The organism is Euryarchaeota archaeon (assembly GCA_016207515.1).
In the GTDB taxonomy this organism is placed as follows: Archaea; Thermoplasmatota; SW-10-69-26; order JACQPN01; family JACQPN01; genus JACQPN01.
In genome coordinates this window covers 16897-30754 of the sequence record JACQPN010000009.1, presented here as the reverse complement: position 1 = coordinate 30754, position 13858 = coordinate 16897, and the positions used below count along the sequence as shown (strand labels likewise).

Here is a 13858-nt window from a genome sequence, read left to right as displayed (position 1 = left end):
AGACATATGACGCATCCAAAATGGCGTGTGTGGGCGGAGGCGAACGGCAAGGCGACGGTCGTGAGCTGGGGGCGGCCACCGTTGAACGTCTTCACGAGCGACATGTTGAGGGAGCTTGCGAACACCCTCCGATCAGACGAGGTCACGCGGGCGAACGTCGTGGTCCTTGGTGGCACGGGTACATGTTGGAGCGCCGGATTGGATGTTGGAGAACACTTGAAGCCCGCGGCCGAATCCATGCTCAAGGCTTTCAGGGAGACACTGGAAGCGCTCTGGAGCGTCCCCGTCCCGACTATTGGGCGGGTGCACGGGGCCTGCCTCGGTGGCGGATTGGAACTGCTTTCCCTCTGCGACCTCGCACTCGCCTCGCAGTCCGCCAGTTTCGGGCAACCAGAGATCAAGTTAGGCGTCTTCCCTCCGCTCGCTGCGGCCCACTTTCCGTGCTGGATAGGCGATCGGCAGACCGCGGAACTCCTTTATCTCGGCGAAACGATCGGAGCGGAACATGCGCAACAAGTGGGGCTTGTCAACCGTGTCGTACCGGACGATGCGCTCGACAAGGAAGTGGAGGGGCTGGCGGCGACGCTTGCCGGCCGCCGCCGTCAGGCACTAGTCTATCTCAAGAAAGCGCTGAGGCGCTCTCTTTCAGCCCCATGGACCCGGCTCAAGCGGGCCGAGAGGATCTATCTGGAAGACCTCATGTCCGGTGAGGACGCCGAGGAGGGTCTCAAAGCATTCCTTGAGAAACGCCGGCCGGTCTGGAAGGAGATCTGAAGCGTGGCCGACATGCGCGCGGCACTCTTTCTCGGGCCGGGAAAACCCCTGGAAGTGACCGAGATCCCGGTTCCGGTGCCCGGGCCGGGCGACGTGTTGGTCCGCGTCGCCGGATGCGGGTTCTGCCACACGGATCTACACTACATGGACCACGGAGTGCCGACGGTCAAGAAACCGCCGATGGTGCTCGGACACGAGATATCCGGCGAAGTCGCGGAATCGGGCGCGGGGGCATGGAAACGGGGTGACCGCGTCCTCGTCCCTGCCGTCCTGCCCTGCGGTCGTTGCGGCCTGTGCAGGAGCGGGAGGGAGAACATCTGCCCGGAGATGCGCATGCCGGGAAACCACATTGACGGGGGCTTCGCCGAGTTCATCGTTGTCCCTGCCAAGGACCTCGTCCGACTGCCGGTCGAGCTCGATCTCGTGGATTCGTGCATCATCGCCGATGCTCTCTCGACGCCCTTCCACGCGGTGGTCTCGCGCGCGAAGGTGGCGCCGGGCGAATGGGTCGCGATCGTCGGATGCGGGGGCGTCGGGATGAACGCCGTGCAATTCGCGGCCGCCGCTGGAGCACATGTGGTGGCGATCGACGTCAAGCCGCATAAGCTCGAACTCGCCCGCGAGCTCGGTGCCGCGGAGACGGTGAACCCCGTCGAGGTGAAGGACGTCGGCAAAGAGGTGAAGAGACTCACGGGTGGCGGGGCCGACGCGGCGGTGGAGGCGGTCGGGAGCCCAATGACGATAGACAGCGCGTTCTCGACGCTGCGGCGCGGCGGGCGACTTGTGCTCGTCGGCTACAGCGACAAGCCGGCGGAGTTGCCTGCGGCGAGGATGATGTTCTTCGAGTACACGGTGCTCGGTTCCCTTGGGTGCCCTCCGTCGGACTACCCGCGCATCGTGGAGATGGTCCGCCGAAACCGGATCCGTCTTAAGCCTGTCATCGACTCGCGAATTCCCCTAGAGGAGGTAAACCGCGCCGCGGACGACCTCCGCAAAGGAGACACGATGCGATCGGTGGTGGTACCATGAATCCGAAGATCGACTCGACGACGGCGGGAGGCCAGCGAAAGAAAAAAGGCGGGCGGGACAGGGGCGAAGCCCGATCCGGCCTCGTGGTCACGGATGCGCTGCGCGGCGAACACGGCGTGCTCCGCGCCCTGCTCGATTACGCCGAGCGCGCGATCCCGGTCGCAGATGACATGGAGCAGATAAGGGTGATCGCGAACGTGCTCGACGCACTGCTTGTGAGCCACGCCGACCTCGAGGACGCGCTCCTCCTCATCCCGATGCGAAGCAAGATCGGCGGTGACCGGTCGATCGGGGTCTTCATGCAGGATCACCGTGAGATACAGAGCGGGATCGCCAAGGCCGCGACCGGGGCGGATCTCATAGCCGCAAAAGCCTCGCTCAACTCGGTTTTGGGACTCGCCAGGGACCACTTCGAGCGGGAAGAACGCATGCTCTTTCCTTCGGCCGATGAGACCGTGGAGAAAGAGGAGTCGTCGCGTCTTGCTGGAGAGTGGGCGCAAAGAAGGGGCGTGTATCTTCCGGGCTCCAGTGGGGACAAGGACGGAATGCCGCGCCATTCAATGGCGGTGTAGCCCTCGGAAAGCGGCAAGAGCCGCGTCCCGCGAGTGGTAGCATCCGCCGGCCTGCGCCGTCCCGATCCCGCCGCCAAGCAGAGATGCGACGTCGATGGCTCGCGGACGAAAGTAAGGTGACAAGGCGCCTTGGCTCCCGACATAAGTACGCCGCACTCAGTCGTCACGCCCGCGGTGAAGCGCCGCCGATCACGCGCAAGCGTCCGGAGGGGAGGATCTCGTGGCCGTGCGCGCGGAGGTCGTCTAGTATCTCGCGGGCATCCGATTCGCGGCGTCCAAGGCGCTCGGGCGGGTGCACGCCTGATTCAGTGAAGCGGCGCGTGGCGATGAGCCAGCTTGCCGCGGCGGCAGTGGCCCCCGTGGTGCGTGCCATCGCGGACACGCCGTTCTCGGACAATGCGTGGAGCCGGTAACGCGACTGGCGAGCGCCCCGCGTCCCCCACACCTCCATGACCAGCCGGTCGGGGTGCATGTATCCCGGGTAGGTCGTCTCCAGCGCCATAGCGAGGCCCTCCACGGAGGGCCCCTGGGCGAGTAGGCCTAGCGACTTTAGCTGGCGCATCGTCTCTAGGTGTCCCGGGACGCGAAGCGTGTACTCCGTCATCTCCCGCGCGTCCGCGAAAGACCCGAGGAGTGTGCGGAGTCCGTCGCTCGGGAATGCTTCGAGCGGCCCCGTCTCTTCGTCCTCGAGGGAAATCGCGGGCGCGGCGAGCGGATCGACCGCATCGGTGACGCCGTTTTTCCGGATGCGTGCGGGCCGCACGTACTCCTCCAGGAGATCGCGTACGTGGAAGTAGACGGCGTGATGGAAGACCGGGGGCGGCGTGAGCGGGATCCCGCCGACGAAGATGCGGAGATCGTCGAGACCGCCGAGCTCCCGATCGACGTGTGCCGCGAGTATGTGCGAGAGGCCGGGCGCCACGCCGCAGTCCACGACCACTGGTACACCCGCCTGCCTCGCCGCCTCGTCCAGGTCGAACGGCAGTTCGCGCATGAACGCTATGTCCACCGTGGGGACGCCCGCAGCGACGAGGTTGACGAGCGCTCTCCGACCCAACTCGCCAGGAAGCGCGGCAACCGCCGCCGAAACGCCTCTACTTGCGCGCGCTACATCGCTTGCGTCAAGCGCGTCGAGTCGTGTCGTCCGGCAATTCGGCGGGAAAGGCACTGGCGGAGCGGGAGCGCGGATGTCGCCGATCACGACTTCTGACACTTGGGGGCGTGCGGCGAGGTTTCGCGCAATATACTGGCCCTGAGCACCGCCGCCGACGATGAGGAACTTCATGCGCGGCGCGACGGAAGGGACACGACTTAAGGGTGCTGGTGAACGACCGCCCGTCCAATGGTACGCAGCCTTGACATCGCATGCTAGTCTCCGTCGTCTCCATTCAAGGGACGCGACACTTGGTCGTTGGTGGCCCCGTTTCCGCTACTGGTAGTCGCCGCCGGGGCCCCGTATCGCTTCGAGCGACGCGTGGATATCACCTTGGAAGACGTGGGGGGCGCCGTGGGTTCCAGTGCCGCCCGGCGTCGTCGCGTGCGTATTGGACACGACCCTGGTCCAGAAGTCCCAATTCGACACCTTCGCGTAGACCCCGTCCACCATGTCGTGCGTCACGGGGATGTCGTAGACGATCATGCCCGGCACGCTCCGCGTCGAGTTGGCGGTCTTGTAGACCCATTCTGGGACCGTCGAGTCCCTGTAATAGAACATGATGGCGCCAGGATCGAGAAGGGCCTCGGGGCTCGTCGTGTTGTAGTGGACCGTCGCCGTGAGTCGCGACGTGTAGGGCGGCACGGTCGCACCGGGGTGGAGGACCATCTGTCGCCACGAGTCCTGACCCTTGTTGAGCAAGGAGATCGCGGTCCCCGACCACTGCACATGCGAAAGCGTCAACGTCGTCTTGCCCAGCCAGAGGTCGGCGTGAGCAGGTTCTACCGGCAGCTTCGGAGCGCGGTGAGCGACGATCTTGGTCGCCACGTCCCCCTCGGCAAGCGCCACGGAGGCGACATTGGAGGTGGCACATAGGAAGAACCCCCACTTGGTCTGGGTCGTGTGGCCGGCGTCCGCCATCTCGATCGAAACCGGCAGCGTGAAGGTCGCCCCGTTTCTCATCGGGCCCGCGTCCACGAATTCGTGGCTGTCGGCGCTCCTGAACTTGAACCAGACTCCAGTGATGGTCGGCGTCTCCCAGGCGAACGTGAAGTCGAGGGAGGCCGTTCCAGGTAGCACGATCTGTCCTGTCGGAAGCGAGAACTTCCTGCTTCCGCCTTGGGAGGTGGAGTCGAGGCGCTCGTCGCACCCGTGCGTGTGCTGGTCGCGAGGCGGTTCGTCGAACTCGTGGTTGTGGGCGACGAGGAGGGGGACCTTCTCGTCGAGTAGCGTCGCGTGGAAGGCACCCTCCCAATAATCGTGGACGTGGGGAAGGTCGGCTTTCCGGGGGGCGGAGCTGTTGGCGACGAGGGCCGCGTCCTCCAAGGCCCGGGTCAATGGCGTTGACGAGTCCGGCGCCGGGGCCGATCCGTCGAGGCAGCCCCCGAGCGCCACGATTAAGAGCGCCGCGCCTAAAGAGAGCGAGGAGAGCCTGAGGCATCGTCGCGGCTGCAATGACACTCACTGGAGTGGCGAGAGACCCACATAACCTTTCCACCTGACAGGTGAGGGTCCGCAGTGCCCCAGAGCGTCGGTCCAAATCACATGCCTCTTCACCTTGTCATCACCGGCTCTTGCGACGAGGGCCAGCCATGCTTCGCCTCGCCTCTTGCCGTTCGCAGTGGCGCTTCAGCCCGCGCTAGGAGCGCCGATGGGGCAGCGTGGTCTTGACCAAAACGAGGACGGCGAGCAAGCCGAGGCCGATCGGCGCGCTAGACGCGTTTCTTACCTCAGGCGGAAGATCGTAGATGTAGTAGCGGGCCTCGGTGCCATTGAGTGGTTGTGGCGTGTACGGCCAGTTCGCGAGGGGCGAGTTCTCGTATGAGCCGTTCGCGAATCCTACGATTATCCTGTAGCCCACATGTGTGACGCCGGCAAAGAACTCTTCGCTCCACGAGATGGCGCCTTGGTAGGCACCATCTGAAGTCCTTTCCATGATCGACGGTCTAGCGCACGCGTAGTTCTCCACTCTGCAGTATGCGAGGATGGCGGAGGACTCGTTGGCACCCTCGCGAAACACGACTCGTACCAGGATTTCCGCTCCCCTCGATGGAAGAGCAGGCGCGTGGATGACGGAGACGACGTTTGGAGAGTGGGGTGCGACGGTGCCGCCGATGTCGACGCCTGCCTCTCCGGTGGAGGCCCCCTGGGAAGTTACTGTTCGCGAAGGATACTCCGAGGCGGGCTCCACGGTCGCATCGGCCGGGATCAAGATCGTCATGAGAAGCAATGAAGTCAATGCGGCGCCGACATTCATTGCTCCTCCTGAAAGTAGCGTGGGCTCCTGCGGACGATACGACCACGTTGCAAGATGGTCGGGTAGGGCGACGGGCCGTGGCGCCGCAGCACTAGCACCATCAGCGAGTAGAACGCCAAGAAGAACATGTAGAGACCATTGACGCGGTGTAGGGATAGTCCTGCCTTGGACACGATATCCACCGGAACGTAGGTGAGGATCAGTGTCACGACGGCGACGGCAATGGCGAGGCCTATCTCGTGCGTCGGGTACATGAGCGCGTCGCGGAAGTGGAGTCGGTAGAGCCGTTTCTCCGTGAAGTGCTCGAAGAACCAGCGCCAGAAGGCGGTCGTGGCGGTCTCACCGTCAGGCGGAGGTCCGAGGGGCCCGCCATCTCTTGCCCTCCATAACGTCACCGCCAGGAAGACAAAGAGAACGATACCGGCCCCCCAATGGGCCAATTGCAGTGTCGCCCCTGAGGTCGTCTTCGTGTCCGAAAAGAAACGGACCAGCTCGTTCGGGAGAAGCCCCTCGGCCAGGTGCGGGAGAAGCCATCCCAAAAGTGATAAAGCGCCCGTTAGCACGGAGATCGTGAGCGCCACGATCACGATGGTGGTCAACCACGGTGGGGGCCATGAACCGTTCTTCGCCGACGTATTCATCCCTCCGGCGCCGCGCCCCAGTAGTAAGTCTCAGGTCTGTGGCCACTCAAGTGGCAGTTGTAACATCCGCCTGCTTCCGCATCAGGGTATGGTCCGGCGCTGTGACAGTAATCGCACGCCTCCTTCACGACTCCGCGCGTGTCCGCGGCCTTCTGTTCTGCCTGTATGAATGGTATGTGGGTCGAGTGCAGATCGCTTGCGCCACCGCCCGGGGACTTGAAGCGGTGGCAGTTGGTGCATTGCGTGATGTTGCCATGGGTCTCTGACGGCGTGACATTCTTCGGTAGGTCGGCGCCGCTTGCCGCCCATGACTCCGCGATCTCGAGGGTCACGGCCGGATTGTGGCAGAAACTTGTGCACCCGAACTTCTCGAATATCGCCTTGTGGTCGCGTCCGTTCCCGTTCATGTCCTTCGAGTAGTTGAGGAGTAGAGCCGGGTCGATCGAGCCGCGGTAAGTGGTGCTTCCCTGGATCGTGGGGTTCGCGTTGGGAAAGCCCGCCTGCGTGATGTTGCCGAGCCACTTGTGGCAACCCGAGTCGCATGTCTTGTTCTCCGGGAACAGAGGATATGGCTCCTTGTGGAGCCGGTGACAATCGCTGCACTTGAGGTTGCCATCGTGGCTCCCGCGACCTGACTGGGTCCAGTTGGCGAAGTTCTTGTCATTCTGGCGTTGCCACGAGATCTCGCTCTGGCTGGTGGGAGCGAACGCCATCACGGGCGCGCCCTTGTCGTTTCCAGCCTTGTGGCAGGATTGGCACTTGAGTTCGCCGTGGGCGCCGAGCGTTCTCTCGGCCTTCGCATCGGGCGCCCCTTCGCCATGGCATCCTGTGCAATCAGTGGCGTTGAGGACTTTCTTCTCAAGATGTGCGTTGCCGGCCGCCACCTTTTTTCCGGCGTGACAGACGGTACAGTCCTTGGCAAGTTCCGCGAAGGCGACCTTCGTGAGGTTGTGCGCGGTGCCGTGGCAGCTCGCGCATTGCGCTTCGTCCGCGAAGTTCGCATGCTTCAGGCTCACGAGCGAAGCCTTGTTCGACGCGTTTTGGTCGTGACAGCCCGAATCGGTGCAGGAGAGCGTGGCCCCTGGGTCCCTGGTCGCGTTGCCGTGTGTCTTGTGGCAATTGCGGCAATCGTCCGCGGCCAGGTCCGAATGCTTCGACGGGAATTTCACGAAGTCCACGGGCTCGCTCCTGTGGCAGAGCGAGCAATCGTCCTTCTCGAGGATGATGTCCGGATAGAAGTAGCCGCTCGAATTCGTCTTGTGCGGATCGTGGCAGAGCGCGCACTTCGTCTCGAAGTTGTCGTGCTTCTCAGGTAGCTTCGCCGTCGATGCTTCCGCGTGGCATTTCAGGCAGTTCGCGTCGGGGACTTTCTTGACCGCGTCGGCCCCGCCGAGATTGCCGGGGTCGTAGCCGCCGGCGACCGCGTATTTCCATACGTGACGGGCCGAAGTGAGCATGAGGTCGACTTGGCCTTCTAATCCGGGACCGGTGTGGCAATCGAGGCATTCAGCCGTCCCGTTCTTGAGATGGCCGGCCATGACCTTATTCTGGCCGGGATCCGCATAGGAGAGGTACGTGGGTTCCATGACGTGGCACGTGCGTACGCAGAATTCCGGCGTCTCGTGATACTCCCAGCCGGCGTAGCCGACATACGCGACCGCCTGGGTGGAGAACACGAGCAGTATCGACGCCGCGAGTGGAAGACGCGGTGCCTTCCTGAGGAACATGAAGGAGACGGCGAATCCCGTCGAGAGGACGGCGGCGCCGATGATGTACGAGACGGCGCCCGCGATCCTGATTTCGCGGACCGGTTGACCTTCGGGGGTGTTGGTCTCGAAAAACGTCTCAGGCGATACAGCCACCACGAACGCAGTGAATGCCGATGCGGACACGAGTGACACTATCGCCGCGACGAGGAAACGCCTGGTCGTGCTCGAGCCCAAATCCAGCACGCCCCAAGATGGGCGGAAGCACATCTTAAACAGGTCGTACGATTGCACATGCACGATAACATAGCCTGATTTTTTCTCCTGACAGGTTCGGTCGTGCGGGCGTCCGGCCGGAAGGTTCCACGCTCTCACGATTGAAAATGGCGCGCGGTCTTCATAGGGGGGCAGGCAAGTCGTACAAACATGAGAACTAGCGACGGCTGGATGGCGCTCGTCCCAGTCGTTGTTCTCCTTCTCCAGCCTCCGGCGTCCGCCCTTGCCTCGGACGGGGTCGTCCTCGTCCCGATCGCCATCCACCCCTATCCGGATGCCGCCGACCCCCTCGGGTTTCCCTATTTCGAGGCCGACGGCCGCGGAATCGACTATTTCGAGTATTACTACGGGCGTTACGATGAGGATCGGAACGGGTTCGATTTCCCATCGACCATCTTTGACGGAGTGAAGTTCATCGAGGGTGCGCCGGGAGGCGACTATGAGCCGACACTCGCCGCCTACCGGGACGCATTCCATGCAAGGGCGGAGGTGGACTCGCCCATCACGCTGACCGTCGAATCGGAGACAATCGAAAACGGTGTGCGCGTGCATGTCGTCGCGCAGAGCGCGGAGCGTCTGTCGGAACGAAGGCTCGCCCTGGCCTGGGCCATCATCGAAGACGACGTCTATTACCGCCCACCGCCCGCGTTGTCGAACGGCGTCTTTGTCCATCGGTTCACCGCGCGCGAAGTCGCGCCACGGCCACCGGCATATCTTGACTTCTCGAACTCCACGAGCGCGGACGCCACGTTCGATGTTCTACTCGCCGAGGAATGGGCGGCTTCGCGGTCGTATGCGGCCGTCTGGGTCCAGAACGAGGCCGACGTCGGATCCCGTTTCGCCTTCCAGGAGGTCGTTCAGGCGACCTTGCACAAGCTCGATTCTACGGAAGCAACTGTGCAGGAGCGCCGCGGAGTGCTCATGGTGATGTTCACCGCCACATGGTGCGCGGCGTGCCTCTTCGGCGACAGCGCGATGAACAAACTCGCGGCCGACGAGGGTCTTGCGTCGACCGCGTACAAGGAATCGCCCTTCAAGTACTTGCGTGACCCAGACGTGCCAGGAGCGGCGCTTGGGGCTTCGCTGGGGCTCTTCGTGTTTCTGGTTGCCGCCCCCACGCTCCCGTTGAAAGCCGCGCTCTCGAGGTTTTGGAGGGGCCGACTCCGATGAGCGATGGGGGGTGGCTCGAATGGAGCGCGTTGCTTCTTGCCCTCATCGCATTGGCCGCGGCCATGGCGAAGGTCGGGAACGTAGCGCCGCCATTCGCTCGGTTGCGTGCACATGCGCTTGCCCTCTCGGTTGCCCTCACGCTTGCGGCGATAGGCCTTCTCGCCTACTACTTTCTCGTCGGTCGGCTCGACGTCGAATACGTCTTTCTCTACACGCGCACGGACTATCCGATCTATCTCAAGATCGTCGGCGTCTGGGGCGCCCAAAAAGGCACGATCCTCCTTTGGACGGCCCTCATGGGCCTTTGCATCGCATGGTTCGAATTCTCGCCTCTGCTACGAGGCGGATTCCATCGCGCGGATTCGCGTCTTCGGGACTGGACCATGCTCTTCGCGCTGGCGATCTATGTGGCGTTTCTCACGCTGGTCGTGCGGCAGGACACTTTCAGCCCCACGGCGGATTTCTTCCTGGCGTCCCGACCGATCGGGAACGGCCTCAATCCGGTCCTTCAATCGCCGTACAGCCTCGTACACCCGCCCGCGGAGTTCATAGGTTACGCCCTGACGACCATCCCCGCGGCGGCAGCGCTCGCGCATCTTGCGAGCGGGAAGCCTGGCTGGTCGCGCCTTGTCCGGGGTTGGACACGTGTCGCGTGGGGCGCATACACGCTTGCCTTGGGCATGGGCGCCATCTGGGCGTACTATACGTTGAGTTTCGGCGGCTTCTGGGCGTGGGATCCGGTCGAGGTGGCTAACCTCATCCCCTGGCTCGTGTTGACCGCTTTCCTGCATGCGCGCGTCGAGAACGAGCGCACCGGCAAGTACGGCGCCCTAGCTCCGTTACTCGCCTTCGGGACGCTGTGGTTTTCGCTCTTCGCCACCTTCGCGACGAGAAGTGGACTGTGGGTGTCGGTCCATGCCTTCACCGACCCCACGGGCACGTTCGCGAAGGATCCGGCGTTGCGGCTCGTGAACATAGTATCCGCAGACCCCCAGACGGCGGCGATCATGGGGATAATGGGAACACTCTTCTTCGGCTTCCTCGGCCTATCCGCGTCCAGGTTCTCGGCCGCTGCACCACTTCTCGGACGTGCCCTCTCTGCGGTGTGCTTCGCGGCGGCGGGAGCGTTCGCAGTAGCCCCCGCCACGGCACTCGGCGCAATCTTCGAGCTCTTGAGCCCGGTTTCGCCAGGGGGTGTGGGTCCTGCGGTCTCGGTCGCGCTGGCACTCCTTGTGGCCCTTGCCTTCGCGCCTTCGATCATGGCAAGCGCGTCGGACGATGGATCGAAGAGGCGCGGCAGGTTGTTCTCGATGTCAGCTCTCGCATACACCGCGATCCTCCTCATCGGCGCGTCGCTTCTCATCACGCTGACCATGGATCTGTCGGGCGCCAACGGCATGAACAGGGAGGTCTTCGACGCGTGGGCACCGGTGGTCGTGCTCCCGAGCATCCTCGCCATCGTAGCGTTCCTAGGCCATCGAACTCTTGCTGACAGGCCGCTCGCGTCGCTCGTCATCATAAGTGGGGCGCTTGGAATGGCCGCGGCCGTGCTCTTTCCCCAACACTGGCCGCTTGGTCTCACCATGCCCGCCCTCCTAGTGGGCCTGGTTGTGGGCGTCCATGGGCTCTTAGGAACGACGGGGCCGCGGTCTGATGGCTCGGGCCGCAGGGCCGGGGCACTTGTCTCGATCGTTCTCGGGCTTGGCTTATTCGTCTTCTTTGCGAATCCACCCGACACCGTGCTCGTGGCAGGATGGGCCCTGGAAAGCGATGCGCTCCTTCAGACCTTGGGCCTTGCTCTCGCCGTCGGGCTTCTTATCGTCATGCCGCACGTCCTGGCGAAGCCAACCGAGACGTCTCGCCTTCCCCTCGCCGGGCGCGTGGCCAGGACGCTTCGCCCTGCGAGCCTGCAGCTTGCGCACATAGCCGTCGTGCTCGTCCTCATCGGATACGCGTGGAGCGTCTACGCCGCAAGTGAGACCCGCTCGCCGGTCACCCTCGCACGAGGGGAATCGGTCGAACTGGGGCCCTACGTGCTCACGTACGATAGCACATCTGGCGAATACGATCCCGCGCATGGATTCCAGACCAGCGTGACGGCGAAACTGATCGTGGCGAAAGAGGGGGCCCGCATCGGTCGTGCAGAAGTCCACATGTTCTGGATCGATCAAGTGACCCACTACGATCCCGCCACGAGGGTGTCGCGGCTTGGGATCGACGACCTGTACATTGCGAGTCTCGCCATGTGCCGGGATCCGACGGCCCGATGCATCGACAACGACGCATGGATCGGTGCGCACGAAAGCGGCATCACGCCGCTTGCCGCGAACGAGTCCATCACCGCCATGGCGTTCACTCCGAAGGTGATTCCGTTCATGGGGTTCGTCTGGGCCGGATTCGGTCTCGGCCTCCTCTCCATGGCACTGCTGGTCCTCGCGGGGGGCGGCGGGAGCGTCGGTGCACGGGCGGCCTTGCCCGGCGTCGCGGTGCGGGCGAGGGCTGAGGCGCGGGAGAGACGGTTGGAGGAGGCTCTCATCGCAAGGTCACACCCGTGGGAGGACCCCGCAAGTACTCGTGCAAGAAGTCCAGACGACGAGGTGAGAGGTCAGTGAGAGGCTCGACCCAACTGCTCGTAGGACTCTCCGTCGTCGTAGCGGGGGTCGGCGCGGTGGTCCTCGGTCTCGCAAACGAGGAGGCGACCGTAAGGTACGTCGCGGATATCGTGCAATCCCCGGATTCGCACTATCGGGGTACGTACACCTTACTTGGCACTGGCGAACCACCGCGCATCCCGGACGCGAGCGCCTCCGGCCTCTCCACGAATCCAGCTTTCCGGAACGCGGTAAACCTCACGCGGGTTTGGTACGACCAAGGCAAACCGCGCCAATCCACGCTCACGACGTGGGCCGAAGAGATGCCGGACGGCTCGACCCGCTGGACTTTCGAGAACGCCACGTCCGCGCCGGGGAACACGTCCTGGTCGCAACCGCCATCGAGGTCTTCTTGGACCGTGAGTGGTACGCACTCGTACTTCCTTATCCGTGCCTTCAGGACCGGGGAGTCAGAACCTGCCACAATCTGGGGCCTTTACATGGGGAACCTCCCGGAACCCATGCAGCCGAAGCCCGGCCAGTTCAAAGGCCACCTCCTATCCGTGGCGCCCGACGGGACGCCGATCCCAGAGGGCGCTCTGGTCTACCTTGTCGAACAGTACACGGCCGGTTGCAGCAGCAGGTTCGTCCCCTCCGAAGAAACACAAGGAGGCGTTTGAAACGGGATCAAGACGCCGCTTCCTCTTGATCATTGTCATCGCGGTCTCCGCCTCAGCCACCGTGACGGCAGAAGGGGGTACGCAGTTCAAGCAGGTCTACCAAGTGCGTGCAAGTCTTGGCGACATCCCGACGACGGTCGAGAGCGAGGCGGGCGGTTATTGGAACGTCCAGGAATCCTTGGCGGTCGATCTCGCCGACTCAACGCACTACGAGCGGACTTTCTCTGTTCCCCCGGGCGAGGAATTCGTGACCCTCACTTGTCGGTGCGAGCCCGGAGAAGAGGCGAACGTCACGATCCATGAGGCCAATCACACCATCTCTTTTGATCGGAGCGGCGCCAACGCCACGCGTACCATCGTCTTCGAGCACCGCCGACAAGTGGCGGCCGGCGGCGTCTTCGGGTTCCTTCTCGGCGCCGTGCCCGAGGAGGGACGCAAGAACGCGTTGATACTCCTATTCCTACCCGAATCCTACGATCTCCAAGCCCCGGTTTCGCGCGATTTCGTGCTGCCGACCACGAGCGAGAATCCGGGCATGCTCATCCACGGTTACTCGGGCACAGAAACGTCGGCCCTGCCGGCGACTCTCTATTTCGTGGCGGCCCCGCGAGCGCTCGATCCTGCCCCAGTCGTCCGGCAGGACGCCGCCGCGTCGGACGCGACCTCCCCAGGGCCCTCGATTTCCAAGGATCCGCTTCTCCTTGGCGGCGCCATCGTCGGAGGCGTCATCGTCGGAGCTCTCGGTTGGCGCCTTTTCGGCCCTGTCCTTGCCGGTGGGAGACGGCAGGTCGTGTTCCGGGGACGAGGCGCCCCATCGACGCGGGAAGCCCTGGAAGTCCGACGCCTTGCGCTGGTCGCCGCCCTCCGCGAACTGGGCGAGGCTCACGACGCAGGGTTGGAAGCGGAAGCGATGGACCTCGCTGCCGAACTCAGGAAAGAGGCGCTCCACGTGATGGAGGAACTCGAAAGAATAGACCCGGTGCCGGAGGGCTGACGCCGGGCAGGCTGT

At 63.7% G+C, this 13858-nt stretch carries 12 protein-coding genes; 7 read left to right on the top strand and 5 right to left on the bottom strand.

All coding sequences use genetic code 11. The features are described from left to right. Positions 1–6: 6 nt before the first annotated feature. The 3 genes from HY556_03950 to HY556_03940 are packed head-to-tail and all read left to right on the top strand — an operon-like array spanning position 7 to position 2375. The gene (locus HY556_03950; protein MBI4392940.1) at positions 7–774 is read left to right on the top strand and encodes an enoyl-CoA hydratase/isomerase family protein; all 768 of its coding nucleotides are present in this window, start codon (positions 7–9) and stop codon (positions 772–774) included. A gap of 3 nt (positions 775–777) precedes the next feature. Then, positions 778–1803, top strand: coding sequence for a zinc-binding dehydrogenase (locus tag HY556_03945; protein ID MBI4392939.1), 1026 nt, complete (start codon positions 778–780; stop codon positions 1801–1803). Further along, positions 1800–2375 (top strand): hemerythrin domain-containing protein, encoded by a 576-nt coding sequence (locus tag HY556_03940; protein MBI4392938.1) that lies wholly within the window; start codon positions 1800–1802, stop codon positions 2373–2375. Before HY556_03945 ends, HY556_03940 begins: the two co-directional genes overlap by 4 nt. 163 nt (positions 2376–2538) lie before the next feature. Here the strand turns inward: HY556_03940 and HY556_03935 are convergent, their stop codons facing one another. The 5 genes from HY556_03935 to HY556_03915 all read right to left on the bottom strand — a co-directional run bounded on the left by HY556_03935 (position 2539) and on the right by HY556_03915 (position 8378). Continuing rightward, a complete protein-coding gene (locus HY556_03935) occupies positions 2539–3660 on the bottom strand; it encodes a hypothetical protein (GenBank protein ID MBI4392937.1) in 1122 nt (373 codons plus the stop codon). Positions 3661–3804: 144 nt separating this feature from the next. After that, complete coding sequence (locus HY556_03930; protein MBI4392936.1) at positions 3805–4983, bottom strand: hypothetical protein; 1179 nt, start codon at positions 4981–4983, stop codon at positions 3805–3807. Positions 4984–5167: 184 nt separating this feature from the next. Further along, positions 5168–5785 carry a hypothetical protein gene (locus tag HY556_03925; GenBank protein MBI4392935.1) on the bottom strand — a complete coding sequence of 206 codons (618 nt, stop codon included), beginning with the start codon at positions 5783–5785 and terminating at the stop codon, positions 5168–5170. Beyond that, the gene (locus tag HY556_03920) at positions 5782–6426 is read right to left on the bottom strand and encodes a hypothetical protein (protein ID MBI4392934.1); all 645 of its coding nucleotides are present in this window, start codon (positions 6424–6426) and stop codon (positions 5782–5784) included. The genes HY556_03925 and HY556_03920 overlap by 4 nt, the downstream gene beginning before the upstream one ends. Beyond that, positions 6423–8378, bottom strand: a complete 1956-nt coding sequence (locus tag HY556_03915; GenBank protein ID MBI4392933.1) for a hypothetical protein — start codon at positions 8376–8378, stop codon at positions 6423–6425. Before HY556_03915 ends, HY556_03920 begins: the two co-directional genes overlap by 4 nt. 180 nt (positions 8379–8558) lie before the next feature. On the opposite strand from HY556_03915, the gene HY556_03910 reads away from it, so the two are divergent. Genes HY556_03910 through HY556_03895 form a run of 4 tightly spaced genes read left to right on the top strand, consistent with a single transcriptional unit; the run spans position 8559 to position 13843 of the window. Next, complete coding sequence (locus HY556_03910) at positions 8559–9578, top strand: hypothetical protein (GenBank protein MBI4392932.1); 1020 nt, start codon at positions 8559–8561, stop codon at positions 9576–9578. After that, on the top strand, positions 9575–12190 hold the full coding sequence (gene ccsA / locus HY556_03905; GenBank protein MBI4392931.1) for a cytochrome c biogenesis protein CcsA: 2616 nt from the start codon (positions 9575–9577) through the stop codon (positions 12188–12190). Before HY556_03910 ends, ccsA begins: the two co-directional genes overlap by 4 nt. Beyond that, the gene (locus tag HY556_03900; GenBank protein ID MBI4392930.1) at positions 12187–12849 is read left to right on the top strand and encodes a hypothetical protein; all 663 of its coding nucleotides are present in this window, start codon (positions 12187–12189) and stop codon (positions 12847–12849) included. The genes ccsA and HY556_03900 overlap by 4 nt, the downstream gene beginning before the upstream one ends. 25 nt (positions 12850–12874) lie before the next feature. Next, entirely contained in the window at positions 12875–13843 is a 969-nt protein-coding gene (locus tag HY556_03895; GenBank protein MBI4392929.1) for a hypothetical protein, read from the top strand. Positions 13844–13858 lie beyond the last annotated feature (15 nt).

Bases quoted from the DNA above. Each gene is read 5' to 3' on its own strand.
- HY556_03950 (MBI4392940.1), top strand. From the start codon at position 7: ATGACGCATCCAAAATGGCGTGTGTGGGCGGAGGCGAACGGCAAGGCG.
- HY556_03940 (MBI4392938.1), top strand. From the start codon at position 1,800: ATGAATCCGAAGATCGACTCGACGACGGCGGGAGGCCAGCGAAAGAAA.
- HY556_03935 (MBI4392937.1), bottom strand. From the start codon at position 3,660: ATGAAGTTCCTCATCGTCGGCGGCGGTGCTCAGGGCCAGTATATTGCG.
- HY556_03925 (MBI4392935.1), bottom strand. From the start codon at position 5,785: ATGAATGTCGGCGCCGCATTGACTTCATTGCTTCTCATGACGATCTTG.
- HY556_03920 (MBI4392934.1), bottom strand. From the start codon at position 6,426: ATGAATACGTCGGCGAAGAACGGTTCATGGCCCCCACCGTGGTTGACC.
- HY556_03910 (MBI4392932.1), top strand. From the start codon at position 8,559: ATGAGAACTAGCGACGGCTGGATGGCGCTCGTCCCAGTCGTTGTTCTC.
- ccsA (MBI4392931.1), top strand. From the start codon at position 9,575: ATGAGCGATGGGGGGTGGCTCGAATGGAGCGCGTTGCTTCTTGCCCTC.